Annotated in this window: 19 protein-coding genes and 1 tRNA gene; 8 read left to right on the forward strand and 12 right to left on the reverse strand. The window is 71.9% G+C overall.

The genetic code is table 11. The features are described from left to right. Window positions 1-107: 107 nt before the first annotated feature. On the forward strand, window positions 108-713 hold the full coding sequence (locus tag DEW08_RS10210; RefSeq protein ID WP_245986560.1) for a hypothetical protein: 606 nt from the start codon (window positions 108-110) through the stop codon (window positions 711-713). Between the two features lie 33 nt (window positions 714-746). Here DEW08_RS10210 and DEW08_RS10215 read toward each other — a convergent pair whose 3' ends face one another. Further along, entirely contained in the window at window positions 747-1,004 is a 258-nt protein-coding gene (locus tag DEW08_RS10215; protein WP_109326809.1) for a DUF3126 family protein, read from the reverse strand. Between the two features lie 251 nt (window positions 1,005-1,255). Here DEW08_RS10215 and DEW08_RS10220 point away from each other — a divergent pair, with 251 nt between their 5' ends. Beyond that, entirely contained in the window at window positions 1,256-3,001 is a 1,746-nt protein-coding gene (locus tag DEW08_RS10220; RefSeq protein ID WP_168220337.1) for a caspase family protein, read from the forward strand. Between the two features lie 54 nt (window positions 3,002-3,055). Here DEW08_RS10220 and DEW08_RS10225 read toward each other — a convergent pair whose 3' ends face one another. After that, complete coding sequence (locus tag DEW08_RS10225; RefSeq protein WP_109326814.1) at window positions 3,056-5,473, reverse strand: ankyrin repeat domain-containing protein; 2,418 nt, start codon at window positions 5,471-5,473, stop codon at window positions 3,056-3,058. A gap of 220 nt (window positions 5,474-5,693) precedes the next feature. Between DEW08_RS10225 and DEW08_RS10230 the strand changes: the two genes are divergently transcribed. The 4 genes from DEW08_RS10230 to DEW08_RS10245 all read left to right on the forward strand — a co-directional run bounded on the left by DEW08_RS10230 (window position 5,694) and on the right by DEW08_RS10245 (window position 8,973). Beyond that, window positions 5,694-6,596, forward strand: coding sequence for an ROK family protein (locus DEW08_RS10230; protein WP_109326816.1), 903 nt, complete (start codon window positions 5,694-5,696; stop codon window positions 6,594-6,596). 158 nt (window positions 6,597-6,754) lie between these two features. Then, on the forward strand, window positions 6,755-7,018 hold the full coding sequence (locus tag DEW08_RS10235) for a hypothetical protein (protein ID WP_245986561.1): 264 nt from the start codon (window positions 6,755-6,757) through the stop codon (window positions 7,016-7,018). Window positions 7,019-7,794: 776 nt separating this feature from the next. Further along, complete coding sequence (gene otsB, locus DEW08_RS10240) at window positions 7,795-8,640, forward strand: trehalose-phosphatase (protein ID WP_245986562.1); 846 nt, start codon at window positions 7,795-7,797, stop codon at window positions 8,638-8,640. A gap of 81 nt (window positions 8,641-8,721) precedes the next feature. Continuing rightward, window positions 8,722-8,973 (forward strand): hypothetical protein, encoded by a 252-nt coding sequence (locus DEW08_RS10245; RefSeq protein WP_109326822.1) that lies wholly within the window; start codon window positions 8,722-8,724, stop codon window positions 8,971-8,973. Window positions 8,974-8,985: 12 nt separating this feature from the next. Here the strand turns inward: DEW08_RS10245 and DEW08_RS10250 are convergent, their stop codons facing one another. The 5 genes from DEW08_RS10250 to DEW08_RS10270 all read right to left on the reverse strand — a co-directional run bounded on the left by DEW08_RS10250 (window position 8,986) and on the right by DEW08_RS10270 (window position 14,165). After that, window positions 8,986-9,699 (reverse strand): ABC transporter ATP-binding protein, encoded by a 714-nt coding sequence (locus DEW08_RS10250; protein WP_109326824.1) that lies wholly within the window; start codon window positions 9,697-9,699, stop codon window positions 8,986-8,988. Continuing rightward, window positions 9,696-10,439, reverse strand: coding sequence for an ABC transporter ATP-binding protein (locus DEW08_RS10255; protein WP_109326825.1), 744 nt, complete (start codon window positions 10,437-10,439; stop codon window positions 9,696-9,698). Before DEW08_RS10255 ends, DEW08_RS10250 begins: the two co-directional genes overlap by 4 nt. Beyond that, entirely contained in the window at window positions 10,436-12,274 is a 1,839-nt protein-coding gene (locus DEW08_RS10260) for an ABC transporter permease (protein WP_109326830.1), read from the reverse strand. The genes DEW08_RS10255 and DEW08_RS10260 overlap by 4 nt, the downstream gene beginning before the upstream one ends. Window positions 12,275-12,287: 13 nt before the next feature. Beyond that, complete coding sequence (locus DEW08_RS10265; protein WP_109326831.1) at window positions 12,288-13,553, reverse strand: ABC transporter substrate-binding protein; 1,266 nt, start codon at window positions 13,551-13,553, stop codon at window positions 12,288-12,290. A gap of 171 nt (window positions 13,554-13,724) precedes the next feature. After that, window positions 13,725-14,165, reverse strand: coding sequence for a MarR family winged helix-turn-helix transcriptional regulator (locus tag DEW08_RS10270; RefSeq protein WP_109326833.1), 441 nt, complete (start codon window positions 14,163-14,165; stop codon window positions 13,725-13,727). Between the two features lie 903 nt (window positions 14,166-15,068). Here DEW08_RS10270 and DEW08_RS10275 point away from each other — a divergent pair. Together DEW08_RS10275 and DEW08_RS10280 are read left to right on the forward strand one after the other, a co-directional pair. After that, complete coding sequence (locus DEW08_RS10275; RefSeq protein WP_109326838.1) at window positions 15,069-16,346, forward strand: outer membrane beta-barrel protein; 1,278 nt, start codon at window positions 15,069-15,071, stop codon at window positions 16,344-16,346. A 246-nt stretch (window positions 16,347-16,592) separates the two neighbouring features. Continuing rightward, a complete protein-coding gene (locus tag DEW08_RS10280) occupies window positions 16,593-17,162 on the forward strand; it encodes a polysaccharide biosynthesis/export family protein (protein ID WP_109326839.1) in 570 nt (189 codons plus the stop codon). Window positions 17,163-17,180: 18 nt separating this feature from the next. Here DEW08_RS10280 and DEW08_RS10285 read toward each other — a convergent pair whose 3' ends face one another. The 5 genes from DEW08_RS10285 to rlmB all read right to left on the reverse strand — a co-directional run bounded on the left by DEW08_RS10285 (window position 17,181) and on the right by rlmB (window position 20,323). Then, entirely contained in the window at window positions 17,181-17,441 is a 261-nt protein-coding gene (locus DEW08_RS10285) for a hypothetical protein (protein WP_109326840.1), read from the reverse strand. Window positions 17,442-17,531: 90 nt separating this feature from the next. Next, window positions 17,532-18,011 (reverse strand): hemerythrin domain-containing protein, encoded by a 480-nt coding sequence (locus DEW08_RS10290; RefSeq protein ID WP_109326841.1) that lies wholly within the window; start codon window positions 18,009-18,011, stop codon window positions 17,532-17,534. Window positions 18,012-18,045: 34 nt separating this feature from the next. Next, window positions 18,046-18,121: transfer RNA gene (locus DEW08_RS10295), tRNA-Thr, on the reverse strand. 74 nt (window positions 18,122-18,195) lie between these two features. Then, complete coding sequence (locus tag DEW08_RS10300; protein WP_109326842.1) at window positions 18,196-19,317, reverse strand: ISAs1 family transposase; 1,122 nt, start codon at window positions 19,315-19,317, stop codon at window positions 18,196-18,198. 130 nt (window positions 19,318-19,447) lie between these two features. Beyond that, window positions 19,448-20,323: a 23S rRNA (guanosine(2251)-2'-O)-methyltransferase RlmB gene (gene rlmB, locus DEW08_RS10305; protein ID WP_109326843.1), complete on the reverse strand. Its 876-nt coding sequence runs from the start codon at window positions 20,321-20,323 to the stop codon at window positions 19,448-19,450. Window positions 20,324-20,364 lie beyond the last annotated feature (41 nt).

Genomic DNA, 20,364 nt, shown 5'->3' on the forward strand with positions numbered 1-20,364 from the left:
TTCAAGCACTTGCAATCCAGAGAATTGAAATCGCGGGGGAAAGCGCGGACAAAGGGGACCCTCCCGCGGCGCGGGCGGACGACAGGCTCACTGGCAGGGACCGGCAGATGCAACCCGTGGAGATCACGCGCGAGGAGTCGACGTCCGGCCCGGTCTTCATCGCGACCCCGGCCAAGGCGCCGCCGATCCGGACGCGGGCGCTGCTGATCGCCGGAGCGATCTCCATCATGCTGATCGGGCTGGCCGGACTGGCGCCGGAGCCGCATGCCGGCCTGCTGCGCTGGCTGGCGGCGCTTTGCACCCTGCCGGTGCTGCTGATGTGGGTGGTGGCGCTGGTGCGCACCGTGCGCAGCCACGGGGTGCGGCTGGCGGTGACGCCGGTCGGGCTGACGGTGAACGGCCGGATGATCTATCCGCACAAGACGATCCGCGACCTCGTCCTGATGCCGATGACGAGCAGGAAGCCGCTGTTCATCGCCCATGTCTCGCCGGACGCCGACTATGGCCACCGGGCGGAGCTGGATCTCGTCACCGGGGCGGTGCCGGTGGAGGGGCCGGAGGAGCTGAAGCGGGCGGCGGCCCGGCCGGTCCGTCTGGTGATGCGCCGCAAGGGCAAGCAGCCCGCCATCGTGCTGGTGCGGGGCCTCAGCCTGTCGGCGGGGGAGACGCTGCTGGCGGCGCTCGCGGCGGAGCTGCGGCCCCACGCGCGTTGAGCGCCCCCGGCGGACGGACCCCGTCGGCGCGTCTCAGCGCTTGGACGGAAGCTCCGGCAGATCCTCTTCCAGGATCACCACATGCAGGGCGTAGGACACCTCGCCCTCGTCGAAGTCGCGGTGGAGCGTCCCGACGAACTCGCCGTCCAGCGTGACCTCGGCCGACTGGCCGGCCTTGGCGGGCGGTTCGATGGTGATCTTGGTGTTGCCCAGAGTCTTGCGCAGGTAGGCCTGCACCCGGGCGATTTCGGTGTCGGTCATCTTGGCGACCGTCGGCTTTGCGGGCGGCATGGCGCTTCCTCGCTGTCTATGGAAAGGGCGTCATATAATGGTGTTCGCCGCAAAGGGAAAGCGCCGTGCCGCAAGCGGGGTGCCACCGCGGTGCCGGGCAGATGTGCGCATCGGTCACTACGCCCGATCGTTCCGGCTAGGCCCCCTTCCTTCGGGCTATCCGAAAGAGCCGGACCGGCCGGCGCCCGCCGCCGCTACTGTCCTGTTGGTTTACGGGCATGGTGCAGGTGCGAAAGGAACGGGTCGGGACGATGGTTTGGCGCAGGCTTCTGGTCGCCGCAATGCTCGTCGTCGCGGGCAGCGGGGCCGCAGCGGGGCAGGAGCGCCGGGTGGCGCTGGTGGTCGGCAACGGTGAGTACCGCAACGCCGGGGGGGCTTCGCAGTCCGCCGCGGCGGTGGCGGCCAATGTCGGCGCCATGGCGACGGCGCTGCGCCGCGCCGGATTCGAGGTGACGACCATCGACAACCTCGACCGTGCCGCGATGGCCGCGGCGCTGGCGCGCTTCCGCGACGCGCTGGGCCAGTCGGAGCTGGGCTTCCTCTATTACAGCGGCGGCGCCCTGAGCGTCGGCGACCGCGAGTATCTGCTGCCGGTCGACGCCCGGCTGGCGGCGGCGGGCGACGCGGCGGGCGAGGCGATCGAGCTGGACGGGCTGCTGCGCCAGATGCAGCAGACCGGCCGGCGGGCGGTCGTCGTGCTCGACCCGGTGCCGGGGAATCCGCTGGCCGAGCGGCTCGCCAAACAGTCGGCCGGGGCGGCGAGGCCGGTGCTGGGCGCCCCGCCGGAGGTGGAGAGGCTGTTCGTCGTCTATGCCCACCGGCCCGACACGCCGCCCGTCGCCGGCGCCGGCGGTTCCGGCCCCGACTCCTTCACCGCCACGCTGGCGCGGGAGATGGTGAAGCCCGGCGTCGGCTTCCGCGATTCGCTGGCGGAGGTCGCCCGCACGCTGGTCGCCCGGACCGGCGGCCGGCAACACCCCTGGCTGCAGGACCGGCTGGGCGGCGACCTCGTCCTCGTGCCCGCGACGGCGGCCGCGCCGCAGGCCGCGCCGACGCCCCGTCCCCCGGCCAAGCCGGACACGCCGAAGGGCGAGCAGATCGCCCGCGCCGAGGCGCCGAAGCCGCCCCAGCAGGAGGAAGCGGCTCCGCAGCTCCCGCCGCCGCCCGCGGCGCTGGCGCCCGGCATCTATGCCGTGGTGCGTCCCGGCATGATGTTCACCCAGCCCGTACTGGGAGCCCGCGGCATCAGGGAACTGGAGCCGGGCGGCATGCTGACCGTGCTGGACTCGGTGCCCGACAGCAGCTGGGTGCGCGTGCGCGACCGCTTCGGCCAGGAGGGCTTCGCCACCGCCTCGATCCTGTCGGACCGCTGGAGCGAGGCGGCGCCCGGCACGGCGGTCGCGGTCAGCCCCGGCGCGGTGGCGGCCAGCCCGCCGCCGCAGGTCGGGGCGCCGATCCCGATCCACGGCAGCAGCGGCCGGGGGGAGGGCGGGGCGTCCGGTTCCTCGCCGAACCCGCCCTCCGGGTCGCCATCCGGCTCCTGGGGCGGCAGTTCCGATCCGGCCGCCCGTGCCGCGGCAAAGGCCGCCGCCCAGGCTGCCGAGAAGGCCGAGAAGGAGGCCCGCTCCGCCCAGACCGAGGCGCGCCAGGCCGCCGCAAAGGCGCAGCGCGGCCGGTCCGACAGCCACTGGGAGTACAGCTTCCCCAACGGCGACGTCTATCAGGGCGCGTGGGCCGTTCCGTCCGATCAGCCCGGCGACCGCCGGCAGCTTCGCCAGGGGACGGGGGTCTACCGCTTCGCCAACGGCCAGCTCTACGAGGGCGAGTGGGCGGACGATGCGATGAACGGCTATGGCGTGATGAGCTTCTCGAACGGCGACCGTTATGCCGGGGCCTTCCGCAACAACCAGCCGGAGGGGGCGGGCGTCTACCGCTATGCCAACGGGATGGAGCGGGCCGGCACCTGGCGGGGCACCACGCTGGTGGAGGGCGAGTAGGGGCGTCCCGGCCTGCCGCCTCCGGCCGCCGTCGCCGGAGAGCGCCGCGCCGCCCTACCGGGGCTTCAGGGCCTCGACCACCTGCACATGGCCCTGCAGCGCGCCCAGCGTCAGGGCCGAGTTGCCGTTGGTGTCCATGCGGTAGGGATTGGCGCCGTGGTCGACCAGCAGCCGGGCGACCCGGTCGTGGCCGTTGTTGGCGGCATACATCAGGGCGGTCCAGCCGTTGGCCGTGCTGCGGTCCACCTGGACGCTGCGCTGGATCAGCGCCTGCACCACGCCGAGATGGCCCCGCGCCGCCGCCGCCATCAGGGCGGTCTTGCCGTCGTCGTTGGTGGCGTCGAGGTCGGCCCCGCCGTCGGCCAGTGCCGTCACCGTGCTCTCATGCCCGCCCCAGGCGGCATACATGACCGCGGTCGCCCCGTCGGCGGTGCGCAGGTCGGTGCGCGCCTTGCGGTCCAGCAGCAGCTTGACCGCATCGGTCAGCCCCTGCTCGGCGGCGATCATCAGCAGCGTCTTGCCGTTGCCGACCCGCGTGTCGGGCGCGGTGCCGGACTGCAGCATCCGCGACAGCTCCGCCGGGCGGCGCAGCAGGGCCAGGACGGCCTCGCGGCTGTCCAGGCCGGGCTCGACCTCCGGTGTGGTGCTTGTGGTGGCCGTGGCCGCCATGTCGGAGGCGAGGCGCTTGTCTCCTGCGGACTTCAGCCGTTCCTGCAGGTCTGCGCTGTCGGGGGAGACGGACAGGGCGCGTTCGTAGAAGCGGCGCGCCTCGCCGAAGTCGCCGTCGCGCTCGGCGGCGGCGGCCCAGCGGCGGTAGGTCTGCTCGATGGCGCCCTGGATGTCCGCGGCCTCCGGTGCCGTCGGCGCGATCTGCCGCAGGCGCTGCAGCGTTTCGAAGGCGTTGTCGCCCGGCGGGGTGGTCAGGCGCTTGCCGGCGATCTGCCGCTTCGCCTGATCGGCCAGCGAGCGCACCCGCTGCTGCTGCCCCTGGTCGCCGTCGCCGCTCCCCGTGGAGGTGAGGGCGGAGCCGGCGGCAGGACCGGCGGCGGGCTCCTCCAGCGGGGGCAGGGCGGCGGCACCGGCCGGCGCGGCCTCGGCATTGGGCGACTTGCTGGGCACCGGCCCGCCGGGGCCCGCGTCGGTGCGGACGGTCGTGTCGGAGGGCGGAACCGCGGCGACCTGCGTCCCGGACGGCGCGGCGGCGGGCGGGGTCCCGGCCGGCGGCTTCGCGGCGGCCTCCGGCCCGGGGGCCGCGGAGGGTGCCGCGTCGGCCCGCGGCGCAGGAGCGCTGCCGGTATCCTTGGCCGCGGCATCCTTGGTGGTCACGATCGACGGCTGGGCAGGCACGATGACCCGGGAGCCGGCCGAGGCGCCGGCCGCGGGGTCGGCCCGCGGTTCGGTCATGCGGGAGGCGAGCGCCAGCGCCTCGTCCTCCTGGCGGTCGCCGAGCAGGCTGCGCACCGCCCGCTCGACGGCGCCGGTGGCGCGGTCCCAGCTCCGCTCGATGCCGCCGAGGGCCTGGGCGGCACCGGAGTGGGCGGCACCGGAGTGGGCGCTGCCGGGCTGGGCGCTGCCGGGCATGGCGGTCCACACGGCGACGCCGGCCCCGGCCAGCAGGACCAGGGTGGTCAGCGCGGCGCCGGCGACCAGCGCGGTCCGGCGATGCGGGCGCGACGGCGGCGGGAAGGAGGGATCGCGCGCCGTCCAGTCGAAGGACCGGTCCCAGTCGTCGACCGGCTCCGGCCGCGCGGCCGGCGTCGTCTCGGAACGCGGCATCATCTCGGGCGGCGCCGGGGCGCTGGGTGCCGGCTCGATGAATCTGCGCGGACGGGGGGAGGAGGGCGCCGGCTCCGCATCCTCCTCCGGCGCCCGGGGCGTCACGGTGGGCGATGCGCCCGGCGACAGCCGGTAGATGACGCCGAGATCGCGAACCGCCTCGGCCAGGCCGGGGCGGGCGAGCGTGCGCTCCAGCTCCGGCGTGCCGCACAGCAGGATCTGCAGGAACCGGCCGCTCGGGGTTTCGGAGCGGCTGAGGTCGATCAGGTCGCCCAGCACCGGCGGGGCGAGCAGCCCGGCGTTCTCCACCGCCAGCAGGCCGGTGCCGGCGAGCTCCAGCCTCTCCTCCAGCGCTTCGATCAGCGCGTCGAAGTCGCGCTCCTCGTCCTCCTCCGCCGGCAGGGCGGCCTCGCCGGCTTCGCGCATCAGGTCGTCGACCTCGGCCCCCAGCCGTGCGGTGACGGGCAGCACCATGGCGCCGTCGGAGGCGACATGCTCGACCAGATCGCGGAAGATGGCGCGGCGGCCGGACCCGACCTCGCCGACCAGCACCAGCAGGCGCTTGCGGGCCAGCAGGGCGAGCAGGAGACCCTCGTAGACCTCGGCCCGCTGCGCATCGGCTCCGGCCGGCCCTGCGGCGGCGGCCGGCGGGCAGGAGGTCTGGGGTCGTGGCGCCTGCGATGCTGAACGGTCCATGGGTGCTGCACAAGCCTCTGGGGACGCGGATACTCGATCCTGACTTTAGCGACCGCTTGTCTGCGCGCGGACGGTGCAAAGGGCGGGTGGTCCCCCTCTTCCGGGGTGGGCCACCCGTTCGAGGTCTGGTATGCCGTTCGGCGGGCGGTATAGGGTTGCTCCCAAAGCCGAACCCACCCCGAAAAATCCACGTCTCCGGAACGTCCAGGCAGGGCAGCCCATGCGCATCGGCATCGACCTCGGCGGCACCAAGATCGCGGCCGTCGCCCTCGACCGGCAGGGCGAGCGCGCCCGCTGCCGTGCCGCCACGCCCCGCGACTATGCCGGCACCCTGGCGGCGCTGGCGGCCGCGGTGGCGGAACTGGAGAACCGGGCCGGCGACGGCCCGCTCGGCATCGGGATCAGCCTGCCGGGGATCGTCGACGCGGCGGCCGGCACCGTGCTGCGTGCGGCGAACCTGCCCTGGCTGGAGGGCCGGCCGCTGGCCGGCGACCTGTCGGAGCGGACCGGCCGCCCGGTACGCATCGCCAACGACGCCAACTGCTTCGCCCTGTCGGAGGCGGTGGACGGGGCCGCCGCCGGCGCGCCGGTGGTGTTCGGCATCATCCTCGGCACCGGGGTCGGCGGCGGCATCGTGGTGGACGGCCGCGTGCTGCCCGGTGCCAACGCCCTGGCCGGCGAGTGGGGGCACGCGCCGCTTCCCTGGCGGGAGGAGGCGGACGGCCCGCCGGTGCGCTGCGGCTGCGGCCGGCCGGGCTGCATCGAGACGGTGCTGTGCGGCGCCGGGCTGGCGCGGCTGCACGCGGCGCGGGCCGGTGAGGTGGTGGAGCCGCCGGAGATCGCCGCCCGCGCCCGGTCCGGCGACGCGGCGGCGCTCGCCACGCTGGAGGCCCATGCCGATGCGCTGGCCCGCGCGCTGGCCCCGGTGCTGAACCTGCTCGACCCCGATGTGGTGGTGGTGGGCGGCGGGCTGTGCGACCTGCCGGGACTCTACCGGACGGTGCCGGAGCGCTGGGGCCGCTGGACACTGGCCGCCAGCCCGCGAACCCGCTTCGTCCAGGCCCGCTTCGGGGCGGAAAGCGGAATGCGCGGGGCGGCCTGGCTGGTGCCGGACCCGGCGTGACGGCCGGGACCCGTCCGGCGGCCGGCGTCCGGCAATCGTTGGCGGACAATCGATCGTTGGGTTGGCACGGCTTTTGCCCGTTTTAGGGGCAGACAACAGGGGGCCAGCCCATGATTCGCAGAAGACCGGGGATTCGAAGCGTCTCTGCCGCGACGCCTTTGCATTCTGCAAACCGTTTCGCAAATCGAGCCGGAGGGCTTCACGGCGAACTGCAATTTGCAAAGCCGCTGGAGACCTCCCGCCATCTCGAGGAGGCCTGCGCGCGCCTGCAGGAGGCGGCGGCCGAGCTCGAGTCGGCGCTGCCCGCCGTGCCGGATGCCGGCGGACGGGCCGACCTGACGGAGGCCATCGGCTCCATCATGGAGACGATGCGGATGATCTCCGCCGCCCATTCCCATCTCGGCCCGCAGGGCGCCGACTGAGCGCCGGCGGGAAGGCCGGCCTCGGAAGACGGAACTGCCGCAAACCGGAAAGGGCGGCCCTGGAGACCGGGGCCGCCCTTTCCGTGTTCTTGGTGCTGGGTTTCTTGGTGCTGGGTTTCTTGGTGCTCGGGCAGTCCTGCCGCCGGGCGCAGACCGGCCGCTCTCCGGGTGGGTTACTCGGAGATGGTCTGCCAGAAGAAGAACACGACGGCCAAGACCATCAGGGCGATGTCCATGGGGTATCTCCTCGCTCCAGGTTCGCCGGCTTCTATACGACAGATGCGGCTGCGGTGGCAGTGATTCCATGTCGCGGGGCGAGCATTTTTGCGCGGGAGTCCGGCCGGGCCGGAGGCGAAGTCGGTCGCAAGGCAAAAAATCAGCAGTCCGAAGGATTATCCCGCATGTCGGGGGTTGCCTTCGGGGCCGGGTTTCTGGCAGAAAAAAGGCCGCTGAAACCAGCGGCCTTGAGTTTAGGGAGGAAACGCCCAAGAAGGGCGAAGCAGCAATCGCTTGCTGCACTGCAACATTAACAAATCCCCAGGGGGGCGCAACCCCCTAATGCATCGGCCCCGTCACGGGGCCGAAGCTTTTGGAGGGGGTCTGTGGCGGTTGGGCCACAGATTGTTGGCGATCCTTCCAATATGGGGCCGGTATCCGCCGCCGCCGCTCTCCGGACCTTTCCGCAGCCTGACCCGTTGAGAATGTCGAGCCCAAGCCGACTGCGGCTGGGATCGGCCGGACCCTTGCCGGCCGGAGACAGGACGGAGACGCATCCCGTGGCACAGGCGACAGACACCGGCAGACCAGACACCGGCAACCAGGAAACCGGCGCGGACCGCGCGGCCGGCCCGTCCGCGCTGGCCTGTTTCGGCGATTTCATCGCGGCGCTGGCCGGCCGGCGGCCGGCCCTGTTCCTCGACTATGACGGCACGCTGGTGCCGCTCGCCCCGCGGCCCGAGCTCGCCGTGCTGGACGAGGCGGTGCGGGGCACGATCCGGCGGCTGTCCGCCCTGTGTCCGGTGGCGGTGGTCAGCGGCCGCGACCTCGACGACGTGGCGCGGATGGTCGGGCTGGAGGGGCTGGTCTATGCCGGCAGCCACGGTTTCGACATCCGCGGCCCCGGACTGCGCACGCAGATCGGCCAGGAGTATCTCGGCGAACTGGAAGGCGCCGACATCGACCTGCGTGCCCGCCTCGCCGCGATCCCCGGCACGCTGGTCGAGCGCAAGCGGTTCGCCATCGCCATCCACACGCGTCAGGTCGCCCCGCCGGACAAGCCCGCGGTGGCCGCCGTGGTCCGGTCGGTCGCGGCGGAGCGGGCGCAGCTCCGCGTCACCGGCGGCAAGGAGATCCTGGAGCTCCGCCCCAACCTGCCCTGGGACAAGGGGCGGGCGGTCCTGACCCTGCTCGACGCGCTGGGCCTCTCGGGGGAGGGGACGGTGCCGCTCTATCTCGGCGACGACGAGACGGACGAGGATGCCTTCCGCGCGCTGTCCGGCCGCGGCTTCGGCATCCGGGTCGGCGACGACACTTCCGGGACCGCCGCGCAATGGCGCCTGCGGGACCCGGCGGAGGCGGCGCGCTTCCTCGACCGGCTGGCCGGCCGGCTCGCCGGCTCCTGACGGCCGCGGGCGCCATTCAGGAAGGCTTTACCGGTGCGGCTGTAGGATCATGGCTCGACCGATCGCGGGAAGGGCTTCGCCATGGACATCGGGTCCGTTTCCAGCATGCCGCTGCCCGGCCAGCCCCAGCCGGCCGCGGTACCGCCGGGCCTGGAAGGGCTGCAGGCCGCGCAGGCGCGGCTGGACGGTGCGGCGGAGCGGATCGCGGCCGGCAGCGTCGATCCAGCCGTGGTGCTGGACATCTCCTCCGCCAGGATCGACTTCGCCGCCAGCGCCAAGGTGATGGAGGCGAGCCAGGAGAACACCAGGCGGCTGCTGGACATGCTGGCCTGAGCGCAGGCGCCGTCAGACCGCCAGCCAGTTGCGCCGGGCCTGCTCGTCCTGCAGCAGGGCCGGCATCGCGCCGGTCCAGCGGATGCGTCCCGTCTCGATGACCGTGGCGCGGTCGGCCACCGCCGCCGCGAAGCCGAGGTTCTGTTCCGACAGCAGGATCGACAGCCCCTCCGCCTTCAGGGCCTTCAGCGCCTCGGCCATCTGCTGGACGATGCGCGGGGCCAGCCCCTCCGACGGCTCGTCGAGAAGGAGGAGCGACGGGTTGCCCATCAGCGTGCGCGCCAGCGTCAGCATCTGCTGCTCGCCGCCGCTCATCCGGGCGCCGCGGCGGCCTCGCATCTCCGCAAGGTTGGGGAACAGGGCGTAGAGCCGGTCCGGCGTCCAGTGCGGCGCGCCGGGGCGGGGCGGCTGGCGGCCGACCTCCAGATTCTCCTCGACCGTCAGCTCGGCGAAGACGCGCCGGTCCTCCGGCACATAGCCGACGCCGAGCCGGGCGATGCGGTGCGGCGGCAGCGCCGCGATCTCCCGCCCGTCGAAGCGCACCGAGCCGGCGCGGGCGTCGATCAGCCCCATGACCGCCTTCAGCGTGGTGGTCTTGCCGGCACCGTTGCGGCCGACCAGCGCCAGGACCTCGCCGCGGCCGACGGTGAGATCCACGCCGTCCAGAATGTGGGCGCGCCCGTACCAGGCCTGCAGGCCGGTGACGCTCAGCAGCGCGTCGCTCATGGCTCGCTCCCCAGATAGACCGCCCGGACCCGCGGGTCCGCCCGCACCTGCGCCGGACTGCCCCCGGCGATCGGCTGGCCGCGGTCGAGCACCAGGATGCGGCTGGCGTGGCCGAAGACGACGTCCATGTCATGCTCGGTGAACAGCACGGCGAGGCCGCTTTCCCGGACCAGCGCGGCGGTCAGCGCCATCAGCTCCAGCCGCTCGGCGGGCGCCATGCCGGCGGTCGGCTCGTCCATCAGCAGCAGCTTCGGCGCGCCGGCCAGCGCCATCGCCAGCTCGACCCGCTTCAGGTCGCCATAGGCCAGCACGGCGCAGGGCCGGTCCGCCTGGTCCGCCATGCCGACGCGGTCCAGCACCTCCAGCGCCTCGGCGCGGAAGCGGCCGGCCGCCGGGCGCCACAGGCCGAACAGGGCACGGGCCTTCGACAGCAGGACCATCTGGACATTCTCCGCCACCGTCATGGAGGCGAAGGTGGCGGTGATCTGGAAGGTGCGGCCGACGCCCAGGTCCCAGATGCGCCGCGGCGGCAGCCCGACCAGCGGCGTGCCGTCGAGCGTGACGCTGCCCTCGTCGGGGCGGAGCTGGCCGTTCAGCAGGTTGAAGCAGGTGCTCTTGCCCGCCCCGTTGGGGCCGATCAGCGCCAGCAGCTCCCCGCCGTCGAGCGTGAAGGACACGCCGCGCACCGCCTTCACCCCGCCGAAGGAGCGGTGCAGGTTCTCCACCACCAGCCGGCTCACGACGCGCCTCCGCCCATCCGTTCCCGCAGGAAGCCGACGACGCCCTTGGGGAACGCCAGCACCAGCGCCAGGATGACGACGCCGAGCGCCAGTCGCCACAGGTCGGTCAGCCGCATCACCTCGGCCTCCAGCAGGTGGAAGAGGGCGGCGCCGGCCACCGGGCCGGACAGCGTCTGCAGCCCGCCCAGCAGGACCATCACCAGCCCGTCCACCGACATCGGCACCGCCAGCAGGGTGGGGAAGACGCTGCCCTTGGCGAAGGCGTAGAGCCCGCCGCCGAAGCCGGCGGCAGCCCCGGCGAGGCCGAAGGCCGCCCACTGGTGCGCCCGCACGTCGATGCCCACCGCCTCCGCCCGCAGCGCCGAATCGCGCCCGGCCCGCAGCGCATAGCCGAAGGGGGCGAAGGCGGCCCGCCGCAGCAGGGCCAGCGCGCCGCCGCAGAGCGCCAGCGTCAGCAGGTAGAAGGCCGGCTTGCCCGCCGCCCAGCCCGGCGGCCAGATGCCGAGCAGGCCGTTGTCGCCGCCCGTCACCTCGTACCACTGGAAGGCGACCGACCAGACGATCTGCGCGAAGGCCAGCGTCAGCATGGCGAAATAGAGACCGGAGCGGCGCACGCAGAACCAGCCCGCCGCCAGCGCCCCGGCGCCGGCCAGCAGCGGCGCGGCGGCCAGCGCCAGCGGCATCGGGGCGGCCAGATGCTTCACCGCGAGCGCCGCGCCATAGGCGCCCAGCCCGAACCAGGCGGCATGGCCGAAGGACACCAGCCCGCCCAGCCCGATCAGCAGGTGGAGGCTTGCCGCGAAGAGGGCGAGGATCACCATCTCCGTCAGGACGATCAGCGTGTAGTCGCCGGCCGCCAGCGGCGCCAGGGCCAGCAGCCCCAGCAGCAGGGCCGGCGCCCGGCCCCGCCATCCCGTGGCGGCGACCAGCGGCGGGCCGGGATTGGCGGCGGTCGGCGGCACCTCCTCCGCCCGGCCGAGCAGACCGTGCGGGCGCAGGACAAGCACCACCGCCATGAACAGGAAGACCAGCACCAGGGTGATCTGCGGGAAGACCAGGATGCCGAAGGCCTGAAGTTGGCCGATCAGCAGCGAGGCGAGGAAGGCGCCCGGCAGGCTGCCCATGCCGCCGACCACCACCACCACGAAGGCCTCCACCACGATGGCCATGTCCATGTGCAGGGTCACCGCCTCGCGCGGGACCTGCAGCGCGCCGCCGAGACCGGCCAGCGCCGAGCCGAGGAACAGCACGCCGGTGAACAGGGTCGCCTGGTTGACGCCGAGCGCCGCGGTCATCTCGCGGTCCTGGGTGGCGGCGCGGACCAGCGTGCCCCAGCGCGTGCGGTTGAACAGCAGCCACAGCGCCCCCAGCACCAGCGGCCCCAGCGCCACCAGCACGAGGTCGTAGAGCGGGAAGGGCTGTCCCAGGATCTCGACCGAGCCCTTGAGGCCCGGTGCCCGGCGGCCCAGCAGATCCTCCGGTCCCCAGAGGGCGGCGGCCGCGTCCTGCACCACCAGAACGACACCGAAGGTGGCGAGAAGCTGGAACAGCTCCGGCGAGCGGTAGAGCCGGCGCAGCAGTGCGACCTCCATCACAGCACCCAGCAGCCCGACCGCCAGCGCCGACCCGGCGACACCGCCCCAGAAGCCCAGCGGCGTGCTTCCCCAGCGCTCGATCAGCGACCAGCCGACATAGGCGCCGAGCATGTAGAAGGAGCCGTGGGCGAAGTTCACGATGCGCGTAACGCCGAACACGATGGTCAGCCCCGACGACACCAGGAACAGCGTCGCCGCGGTCGCCAGACCGCTGAGGCACTGGACGAGCAGGAAGGACATGGGACGGGCCGGGTTACGGCGCCGGCCGCAGGGCCTTCACCGCCTCGTCCGACGGCAGGTAGGCGGCACCGTCGGCATAGCGCCAGCCCGTCAGCGTACCGCGCCCGTCCTTCACGGCGGTGGTCCCGACGTACGCGCCCATGGTCGCCTGATGGTCGGAGGCGCGGAAGACGACCCGGCCGAAGGGGCTGTCGATGGTCAGACCGGCCAGTGCCTCCACCAGCTTCTCCGGATCGGTCGACCCGGCCTTCTCCACCGCGGCGGCGATCGCCTTCATCGTGGCATAGCCGACGACCGAGCCCAGCTTCGGCAGATCCTTGAAGCGGGCCTGATAGGCGTCGCGGAAGGCCTTGTGCGCGGGGGTGTCGATCTGCTCGACAGGGTAGCCGGTGACGATCCAGCCCTCCGGCGCCTCGTCCTTCATCGGTTCCAGATACTCGGGCTCGCCGGTCAGCAGGCTGACGACCTTGCGGTTGCGGAACAGGCCGCGCCCCTCGCCCTCGCGCACGAACTTGGCGAGGTCGGCGCCGAAGGTGACGTTGAAGATGGCCTCGGGATTGGCGGCGGCCAGCGCCTGCACGGTCGGCCCGGCCTCCAGCTTGCCCTGGGCCGGCCACTGCTCGGCGACGAACTCGACGTCCGGGCGCTTCTCCTTGAGGAGCTGGCGGAACCACCCCACCGCCGACTGGCCGTATTCATAGTTGGGCGCCACGGTGGCCCAGCGCTTCGCCGGCAGCTTCGCCGCCTCCTCCACCAGCATGGCGGCCTGCATGTAGGTGCTTGGGCGCAGGCGGAAGGTGTAGCGGTTGCCCTTGGACCAGGTGATGGCGTCGGTCAGCGGCTCCGCCGCGACGAAGGGCACCTTGTTGCGGGCGGCGAAATCGGCGACCGCGAGGCCGATGTGCGAGAAATAGGTGCCGGCCAGCAGGTCGACCTTCTCGCTGCTGAGAAGCTCCTGCGCCACGCGGACGGCGTCGTCCGGCTTTCCGGCGTCGTCGCGCGACACCACCTCCAGCCTGCGTCCGCCGAGCAGGCCACCCCCGGCGTTCACCTCCTCCACCGCGAGCTGCCAACCCTGGCGGTAGGGGATGGTGAAGGCGGGCAGGCCGGTATAGCTGTTGATCTCGCCGACGCGGACGGGATGCGCCGCAGCGCCCTGCGCACCGGATGCGCCGGCGCCCTGGGCCCGGGCTGCGGAGGGAAGCGCGACGACGGTCGCCGCGCAAGCGGCGGCGCACAGGGCTGCGCCGAAGAGCGGGAGGAGCTGGCGGCGGTTCATGATGCTGCGGTCGTCCGGAGTGGTTGAAGCCGGAATGGGTCGGGCCGGCTGTCGCCCGGCGGGCACGGCCGCCCGACGGACGACGCGCACCCCGGCGTTCATACCAAACCCCGAGCAAAAGCCAAACCCGGCGAAACGGGTCCGCACCGGCTCCCGGTCCGCAGCGGCGCCTTACATCAGCCGGGCGAGCAGCCCCATCAGGGTCGCCTGCTCCTCGGCGTTCAACGGCTCCAGCGTCTTGTCATGGGCGCTCGCGGCTCTGGCGAGCAGGGAGGTGACGATGGTCTGGCCGCTGCGCGTGAGCTGGACGCTGGTGCGGCGGCGGTCCTGCGGGTCGGGGTGGCGCTCCACCAGCTTGCGCTCCACCAGGCGCAGGATGACGCCCTGGGTGGTCGCCGGATCCATGTAGGTCAGCCGGCCGAGCTGGTTCTGCGACAGCGCCCCTTCGGTGTGCAGGGTCACCAGGGCGGCCCACTGGGTGGGCGTGAGCTGGGCGTCGCCGATGCAGTCGAGGAAGACCGCCGACGCGCGCTGATGGACGCGGCGCAGGCGGTGATGCACCTGATCCGAAAGCTGGTAGAGCACGGGCGGCGGCCGGGCGAGATCGTCCATGGAACCCACATGCGTTCGCGTCCGCCTTCCGTCCGGGCAAAGGCGGACCGGTCATGGAGCGCCGCTCCCGGTGTCGGTGATGGCGTCCGGCCGGATGGCGGGTGCAGGCTGCCGTTCCACCCCGCTCCGCCGTTCCGTTCCGGCACGCGCATCAACGGACGCGCTCCGTACAAAACCGTACGGAGGCAATGACCGGGAAGCAATGTTCGCAACTGCGGCATACAGCCACAGTTGTAGAGTGCTCATGCATTTATAACCAGTAGCATCCGCCAGGAAACGTGGTGGAGCCAACCGCGATGCATTATCAAAAGTGGGGGGATTGCATTGCGGCTCGCAGGCCTCCGCTCCACCCGCCCTTCCGTTCGTCACGGGTTCTGTTTCGGAGGATAGGTTCGCGGTGGAACGGTTTTCTCCGTATCTGATTTAGGGACTTCACCGTCGGGCGCGGTTACGCCGCCGGGGGTGTAGGGCGGGGTGGTCCGGTCCTCCGGTCGCTTGGGCGAACTCGGCGGCGGCGGGGTGTCCAGGTGCTTGGCCATGTCGGTTCCGTCTTTCGCTTCCTCTCCGATGCTGCCGACAGAACGGCGGCACCCCGCGACCGGTTCCCGCCCCTCGGCGGTGAATACCTGCCTCCTATGCCAATAGGCTTAGACCAAGGAGGTAAAAGCGCGACCGAATGCGCCAGGTGGCAAGTCTTGTGGCGCGGACAACACAGGCAGTGGCAAAAACGGTATTGCCGTGGCTTGGCTGTTGCATTGCGGGCACGCAGTAAGTTGACTTGCGGCAACTCGGTGCTTCCCGAAGGGGCGCCAGCCGACCGCTCTTTCCACCGCCGGCCGCCGCCGGACCGCCGGAAGGGAAGGGCCGGGCGGCCGACTGAACCAGCCACGCGCGGTGACACGAATGAAGTCCAGCACCCTGTCCGTCCTCGCCCTCGCGCTCGCCACCACCGGGCTGTCGTCGCTCCCGGGGGCCGCCCCCGCGTCCGCCCAGGACCTTCAGCGCGGCGAGACCGTTCTTGAGCGCCGGCGTCCGGAGGTGGAGCAGCTCGGCATCCGGGCCGGCTCCTTCAACATCCTGCCGCGCCTGGAAACTGGCGTGACCTATGACAGCAACGTCTTCGCGACCAGCTCCAACCGGCGCGACGACTACATCTGGGTCGTGCGGCCGCGCCTGGACATCCGCTCCGACTTCTCCTCGCATGCGCTGAACTTCTCGGCGCTGGCCAACGCCGGCCGCTACAGCGACTACACCAGCGAGAACTACACCGACTATCAGGTGCAGGCGGACGGCCGGTTCGACGTGTCGCGCAACGGCTCGCTGGACGGCGCGCTGTTCCACCGGCGCAACCACGAGGGCCGCGGCGACACCGACAGCTTCACCGGCAACGCCGAGCCGGTGGTCTACCGCGTCAGCGGCGGCGAGGCCGGCTATACCCAGCGCTTCAACCGCATCCGCGCCCGCCTGGCCGGCCACGCCAACTACTACGAATACGACGACACCCCGCTGAACGCCGGCGGCGTGTCCCGACAGGGCGACCGCGACCGCTGGGAGTATGCCGGCACCGGCCGCGTCGGCTACGAGTTCATGGACGGCTACGAGACCTTCATCCAGGGCACCTATTCCTGGACCCGCCACCGCATGGACCGGGACTTCTCGGGCGTCAACCGCGACTCGGACGGCTACGAGATCGTCGCCGGCCTCAGCACCGACCTGACCGGCCTGATCACCGGCGAGGTGTATGCCGGCTATCTGGCCAAGAACTACGACGACTCCCGCCTGAAGGACTTCAGCGGCGTGTCCTTCGGCGGCCGGGTGAACTGGTCGGTGACGCAGCTCACCACCGTCAGCGGCTCGGTCAGCCGGTCGGTGCGCGAGACCAGCAGCAGCATCGGCCGCAGTGCCGCCTCCAGCTACACCCGCACGCTGGTGGCGGTCGGCGTCGACCACGAGCTGCTGCGCTCCCTGCTGCTGAACGCCCGCGCCCAGTACCGCCTGGACGACTTCAACGGCATCAGCCGCCAGGACGACGTCTATACGCTGGGGGCGGGGGCGACCTATCAGCTCAACCGCTATCTGTCGCTGACCGGCGGCTACACCTATGAAAAGCGCAAGTCCGACGCGGCCGGTCTGGATTACAGCAACAACCTCGTGTATCTGCGCGTCGGCGCCCAGATGTAGGCCGAATATCCATACCGGCCGATTACCTCGGAAAAAGGGCGTCCGTCTTGCGGCGGGCGCCCTTTGCATAGGACCTCCTCGGCCGGAAGCGTTCCTGGCCGGCGTCCGAAGGCGGTAATTCCTCTCCACTTTTTCCCAGGCGCGTGCGAGTTGCTAGTCTCCGGCCCGAGATCATTGGGGGTCGGGGAGCGGGCCGCAGCAGCGCCGTTTCCCTTGCCGCCCCCGCGAGCCAGGGAAGGGTTTGGGATGAAACGACGTCAGATGTTCCGTGGGCTGGGCCTCGCCACGGTCGCGCTCGTCATGGCCGGCTGCGCCGGGCAGGACTACCCGCTGGAGCCGCCTGAGGCCGCCCAGGTGTCCGAATACAGGCTCGGCCCGGGAGACGCCCTGCGCGTGATCGTCTTCGGCGAGGAGCAGCTCTCCGGCGAGTTCCGCGTGGACGGCGGCGGCAAGGTCGCCATGCCGCTGATCGGCGACATCAACGCGCGCAACCGCACCACCCGCGACCTGGAGAAGGACATCACGCAGCGCCTGTCGCAGGGCTATGTGCGCGATGCCAAGGTCAGCGTGGAGGTGATGAACCACCGCCCGTTCTTCATCCTGGGCGAGGTGCGCAACCCCGGCCAGTACCAGTATGTCAACGGGATGACCGCCATGTCCGCGGTCGCCATGGCCGGCGGGTACACCTACCGCGCCAAGGAGGAGTATGTCCTCATCACCCGCGGCAACGATCCGCAGAAGCAGATCCGCCGCGCCCCGGTCACCACGCCGGTGATGCCCGACGACGTGGTGCGCGTTCCGGAGCGCTACTTCTGAGCAACCAGGGATCCGGGATCAGCTTTCCAGCGTATCGCCGCCCTTCTTCTGGCCGGGCGGGATGCGCTGGTCCTCGGGCACGGCATCTCCCGTATCGCGGATCAGGGGGGAGGTGCCGGCCGCCTCGTCGTCGGTTCCCAGCGGGGCGGCGGCCGGGTCGGTCGCCGGCACCTTGTCGCCGGTCAGGCCCTGGTCGATCCGGTGGCGCAGCCGCTGGGCGTCCGCCGTCGCGCTCGGGTCGCGGCCGGTGCGGTTCGGAGGCTCGGGGGTAGGGGGCATGGGGCGGCCTCTGCTTTCGGGAATGGGGATGACTGCCCATTCCAACCGCGACCTGCCGCCGGGGTTCCGTGCCGCCGGGAGAGCCGCCGGTCAGGAGGCGGTGAACTCCGGGTGCTCCAGCGCAGCCATCATCCCCTTCATCGTTCCCAGATCCGGCAGGGCGCCATGTGGCCCGGCCGACTCGGCAAGCTCCGCATCGGCCGTGTTGGAATGGACGACGAACCACAGCATCAGCGGATAGATGTCGGCGTTGCCCACGGGCTGGCCGGTGTCGCCGCGCGCCAGCAGCCCGTCGACGGTGCGCAGGAAATGGTCATGGGCCTCCTGGTGCGCCGTCCGCCGGTCCGGCCGCAGCCGCGGAAACTCCCGCGCCTCGGTGGCGAAATGGTCGGCCATCATGCGCCGCAGGCCCCGCAGGGTGTCGGGCGGGACCACCTCCTGCCCGAGCATCAGCGTCAGGGAGCCGAGGATCGCCTCATGCTCGGCATCCAGCTCGGCGGCGCCGGTCGGGAGCAGGTCGCAGCCGCAGACAGACCCGGAGAGGACAGACCCGGAGACCTCGATCGTCATCGCCCACCATCCCGTTCGCGTCGGACAGCAGGGGTGGTGCCGGATACAGGATTCGAACCCGTGACCTTCTGATTACAAATCAGCTGCTCTACCAGCTGAGCTAATCCGGCGCGCCTCCCAAGCGGGCGGCTACACTAGCGTTCCGGCGCGACGGGAACAACCCCCGGCGCATGCCCGCCCACGGCTATCGCATTTGAGCGAGGATTGAACGGGCGTAGTCGTCGGACCATCCGGCGCGCTTGCGTCTGGCGCGGATGGAGTCGTCGTTTTTCGCGGCGCGCACGACGTTGAGGGCGAGCTTTCGCAGGATGGCGAGGTTTTCGGGGCCATGGTCCTTGCGGTTGCGGGCGCGGTCCTCGTCAAAGCTGGTGTCGAGCACCCAATGGACGGCGGCCTCGATGCTCCAATGGGCGCGCACGGCGCGGGCCAGGGCTTTGGCATCCAGTCGAGCGGAGGAGAGATAGAGGGTGCGGGTGGTCGTCGTGCGCTGGTCGGCCGCGGTGACGGTGCGCTCGATCAGGCCCAGGGTCTTCAGGCCCGGCAGGGCGGCCTCGTCGGGAAAGCGGCGGTCGGAGGCCAGCCACGCCACCTCCGGGCTGGTCCAGTGCCGGCGAACCTCGATGCGGCCGTGATCGGCGTCGGTGGTGACGTGGGCGTCGCCCAACGCCGCCGCCGGGTCGGCGAAGTAGCGCTCCACCTCGGCCCGCAGCGCCGGGCGGTTGTCCTTGAGCGGGAACAGCCAGTCGCCACCCCGCTCCAGAATGGTCTGCGCGGTCTGCGCCTGACAATGAAGGGCGTCGCCGGTGACCAGCACGCCGTTGAGGTCGAACAGTTCCAGCAACGCCCGCGCCGCGGTGATCTCGTTCTCGCCCGCCGCCACCGCCCGCTGCCCCACCACCATCCGGGCGCCGGAGGCAAACGCGGTGACGACATGCAGGGCCGAGCGGCCGGCGGCCCGATCGAAGGAGCCGCGCAGCGTCTTGCCGTCGATCGCCAGCACTCCGGCGCCATCCTCGCCCAACTGGCCGAGAAATTGCTCAAAGCAGCGCGCGAGCGCCGCCGGGTCCAGCAAGCGGAAGATGCGTGAGAAGGTGTCGTGGCTGGGCAACCCGCCCGCCAGTTCCAGAAACTCCGCGAACAGCGCCCGCCGGTCGCGGGCGAACAGGGCGAAGTCCACGCAGCTTTCCGCCCCGCAGATCGATGCCGTCAGCGCGATGGTCAGCACCTCCAGCAGGTCGTGACGCCGGGCATTGCCCGTTCGCGGATCGGGTAGCCCTTGAAAGGAAATGCGAAACACACCGGCCATCGACACAGTTCCTCTGCCTTGGGCCGATAGTCAGAATCCATTTCCACCCACGACGCTACTCCTCTTTTTCAAATGCGATTCCCGTGCATGCCCGCCGCCTCCCGACCACTTCCGCGCTCAGCCCGGGCGCTCAGCCGCGCAGCCGGGCCACCTCGTAGAGTGCGACCGCGGCGGCGTTGGAAACGTTCAGGCTGCCGATCGGTCCGCCGGTGGGCAGGCGCGCGATCATGTCGCAGCGCTCCATGGTCAGCCGGCGCAGCCCGGCGCCTTCCGCCCCCAGGACCAGCGCCGTCCGCCCGGAAAGGTCGAGCTGCGCCAGCGTGCTCTTTCCCGATTCGGCGAGGCCGACGCTCCAGAACCCCGCCTCCTGCAACTCGCCGAGCGCCCGCGACAGGTTGGTGACGCGCACCAGCGGAACCGCCTCCAGCGCGCCCGACGCGCTCTTGGCGAGCACGCCCGTCGTCTCCGGCGCATGGCGCTCCGTCACCACGACCGCCTTCGCCCCGAAGGCGGCGGCGGACCTCAGGATGGCGCCGACATTGTGCGGGTCCGTCACCTGGTCGAGGACGACGACCACCGCGGGCGCCTCCTCCTCCAGCTCGGCGACGACATCTTCCAATCCGAGCTCGGGCAGCGGGGCCGTGTCCAGCACGACGCCCTGGTGGACCGCGCCGGGCGGCAGCATGCGCTCCAGGTCCGGCTTGTCGGCCGGGCTCGGCATCGGCCGGACGAGACCCTTGGCCCGCGCCTCGGCCAGCACCGGCTCCATCGCGGCGCGCCCGGCCTCCGTCACCAGCAGCCGGTGGATGCGCCGGTCCGGGTTCAGCCATGCCGCGGTCACCGGGTGCAGGCCGTAGAGCAGCACGCCCTGGGCGCCGCGCGGCCGCTCGCCGCGGTTGCCGCCGCGGCCGGAGGAGGGCGGCTGGTCGTGGCCGTGCTGGGGCTGCGGCCGGCTCTGCGCATAGGGGGAGTTGGACGGGGCGGCGGGCTTGCGGGGGCGGGTCATGGTATCCGGTATGGGAGGGGGAGGGGCGCCGGAACGGCGTG

Origin of the sequence: Azospirillum thermophilum, assembly GCF_003130795.1 — a bacterium.
Lineage (GTDB): Bacteria > Pseudomonadota > Alphaproteobacteria > Azospirillales > Azospirillaceae > Azospirillum > Azospirillum thermophilum.

Bases quoted from the DNA above. Each gene is read 5' to 3' on its own strand.
- DEW08_RS10285 (WP_109326840.1), bottom strand. From the start codon at position 17,441: ATGCCCCCTACCCCCGAGCCTCCGAACCGCACCGGCCGCGACCCGAGC.
- DEW08_RS10260 (WP_109326830.1), bottom strand. From the start codon at position 12,274: ATGTCCTTCCTGCTCGTCCAGTGCCTCAGCGGTCTGGCGACCGCGGCG.
- DEW08_RS10245 (WP_109326822.1), top strand. From the start codon at position 8,722: ATGGACATCGGGTCCGTTTCCAGCATGCCGCTGCCCGGCCAGCCCCAG.
- DEW08_RS10225 (WP_109326814.1), bottom strand. From the start codon at position 5,473: ATGGACCGTTCAGCATCGCAGGCGCCACGACCCCAGACCTCCTGCCCG.
- DEW08_RS10280 (WP_109326839.1), top strand. From the start codon at position 16,593: ATGAAACGACGTCAGATGTTCCGTGGGCTGGGCCTCGCCACGGTCGCG.
- DEW08_RS10210 (WP_245986560.1), top strand. From the start codon at position 108: ATGCAACCCGTGGAGATCACGCGCGAGGAGTCGACGTCCGGCCCGGTC.
- rlmB (WP_109326843.1), bottom strand. From the start codon at position 20,323: ATGACCCGCCCCCGCAAGCCCGCCGCCCCGTCCAACTCCCCCTATGCG.
- DEW08_RS10290 (WP_109326841.1), bottom strand. From the start codon at position 18,011: ATGACGATCGAGGTCTCCGGGTCTGTCCTCTCCGGGTCTGTCTGCGGC.
- DEW08_RS10230 (WP_109326816.1), top strand. From the start codon at position 5,694: ATGCGCATCGGCATCGACCTCGGCGGCACCAAGATCGCGGCCGTCGCC.
- DEW08_RS10300 (WP_109326842.1), bottom strand. From the start codon at position 19,317: ATGGCCGGTGTGTTTCGCATTTCCTTTCAAGGGCTACCCGATCCGCGA.
- DEW08_RS10250 (WP_109326824.1), bottom strand. From the start codon at position 9,699: ATGAGCGACGCGCTGCTGAGCGTCACCGGCCTGCAGGCCTGGTACGGG.
- DEW08_RS10215 (WP_109326809.1), bottom strand. From the start codon at position 1,004: ATGCCGCCCGCAAAGCCGACGGTCGCCAAGATGACCGACACCGAAATC.
- DEW08_RS10220 (WP_168220337.1), top strand. From the start codon at position 1,256: ATGGTTTGGCGCAGGCTTCTGGTCGCCGCAATGCTCGTCGTCGCGGGC.
- DEW08_RS10270 (WP_109326833.1), bottom strand. From the start codon at position 14,165: ATGGACGATCTCGCCCGGCCGCCGCCCGTGCTCTACCAGCTTTCGGAT.
- DEW08_RS10275 (WP_109326838.1), top strand. From the start codon at position 15,069: ATGAAGTCCAGCACCCTGTCCGTCCTCGCCCTCGCGCTCGCCACCACC.
- DEW08_RS10265 (WP_109326831.1), bottom strand. From the start codon at position 13,553: ATGAACCGCCGCCAGCTCCTCCCGCTCTTCGGCGCAGCCCTGTGCGCC.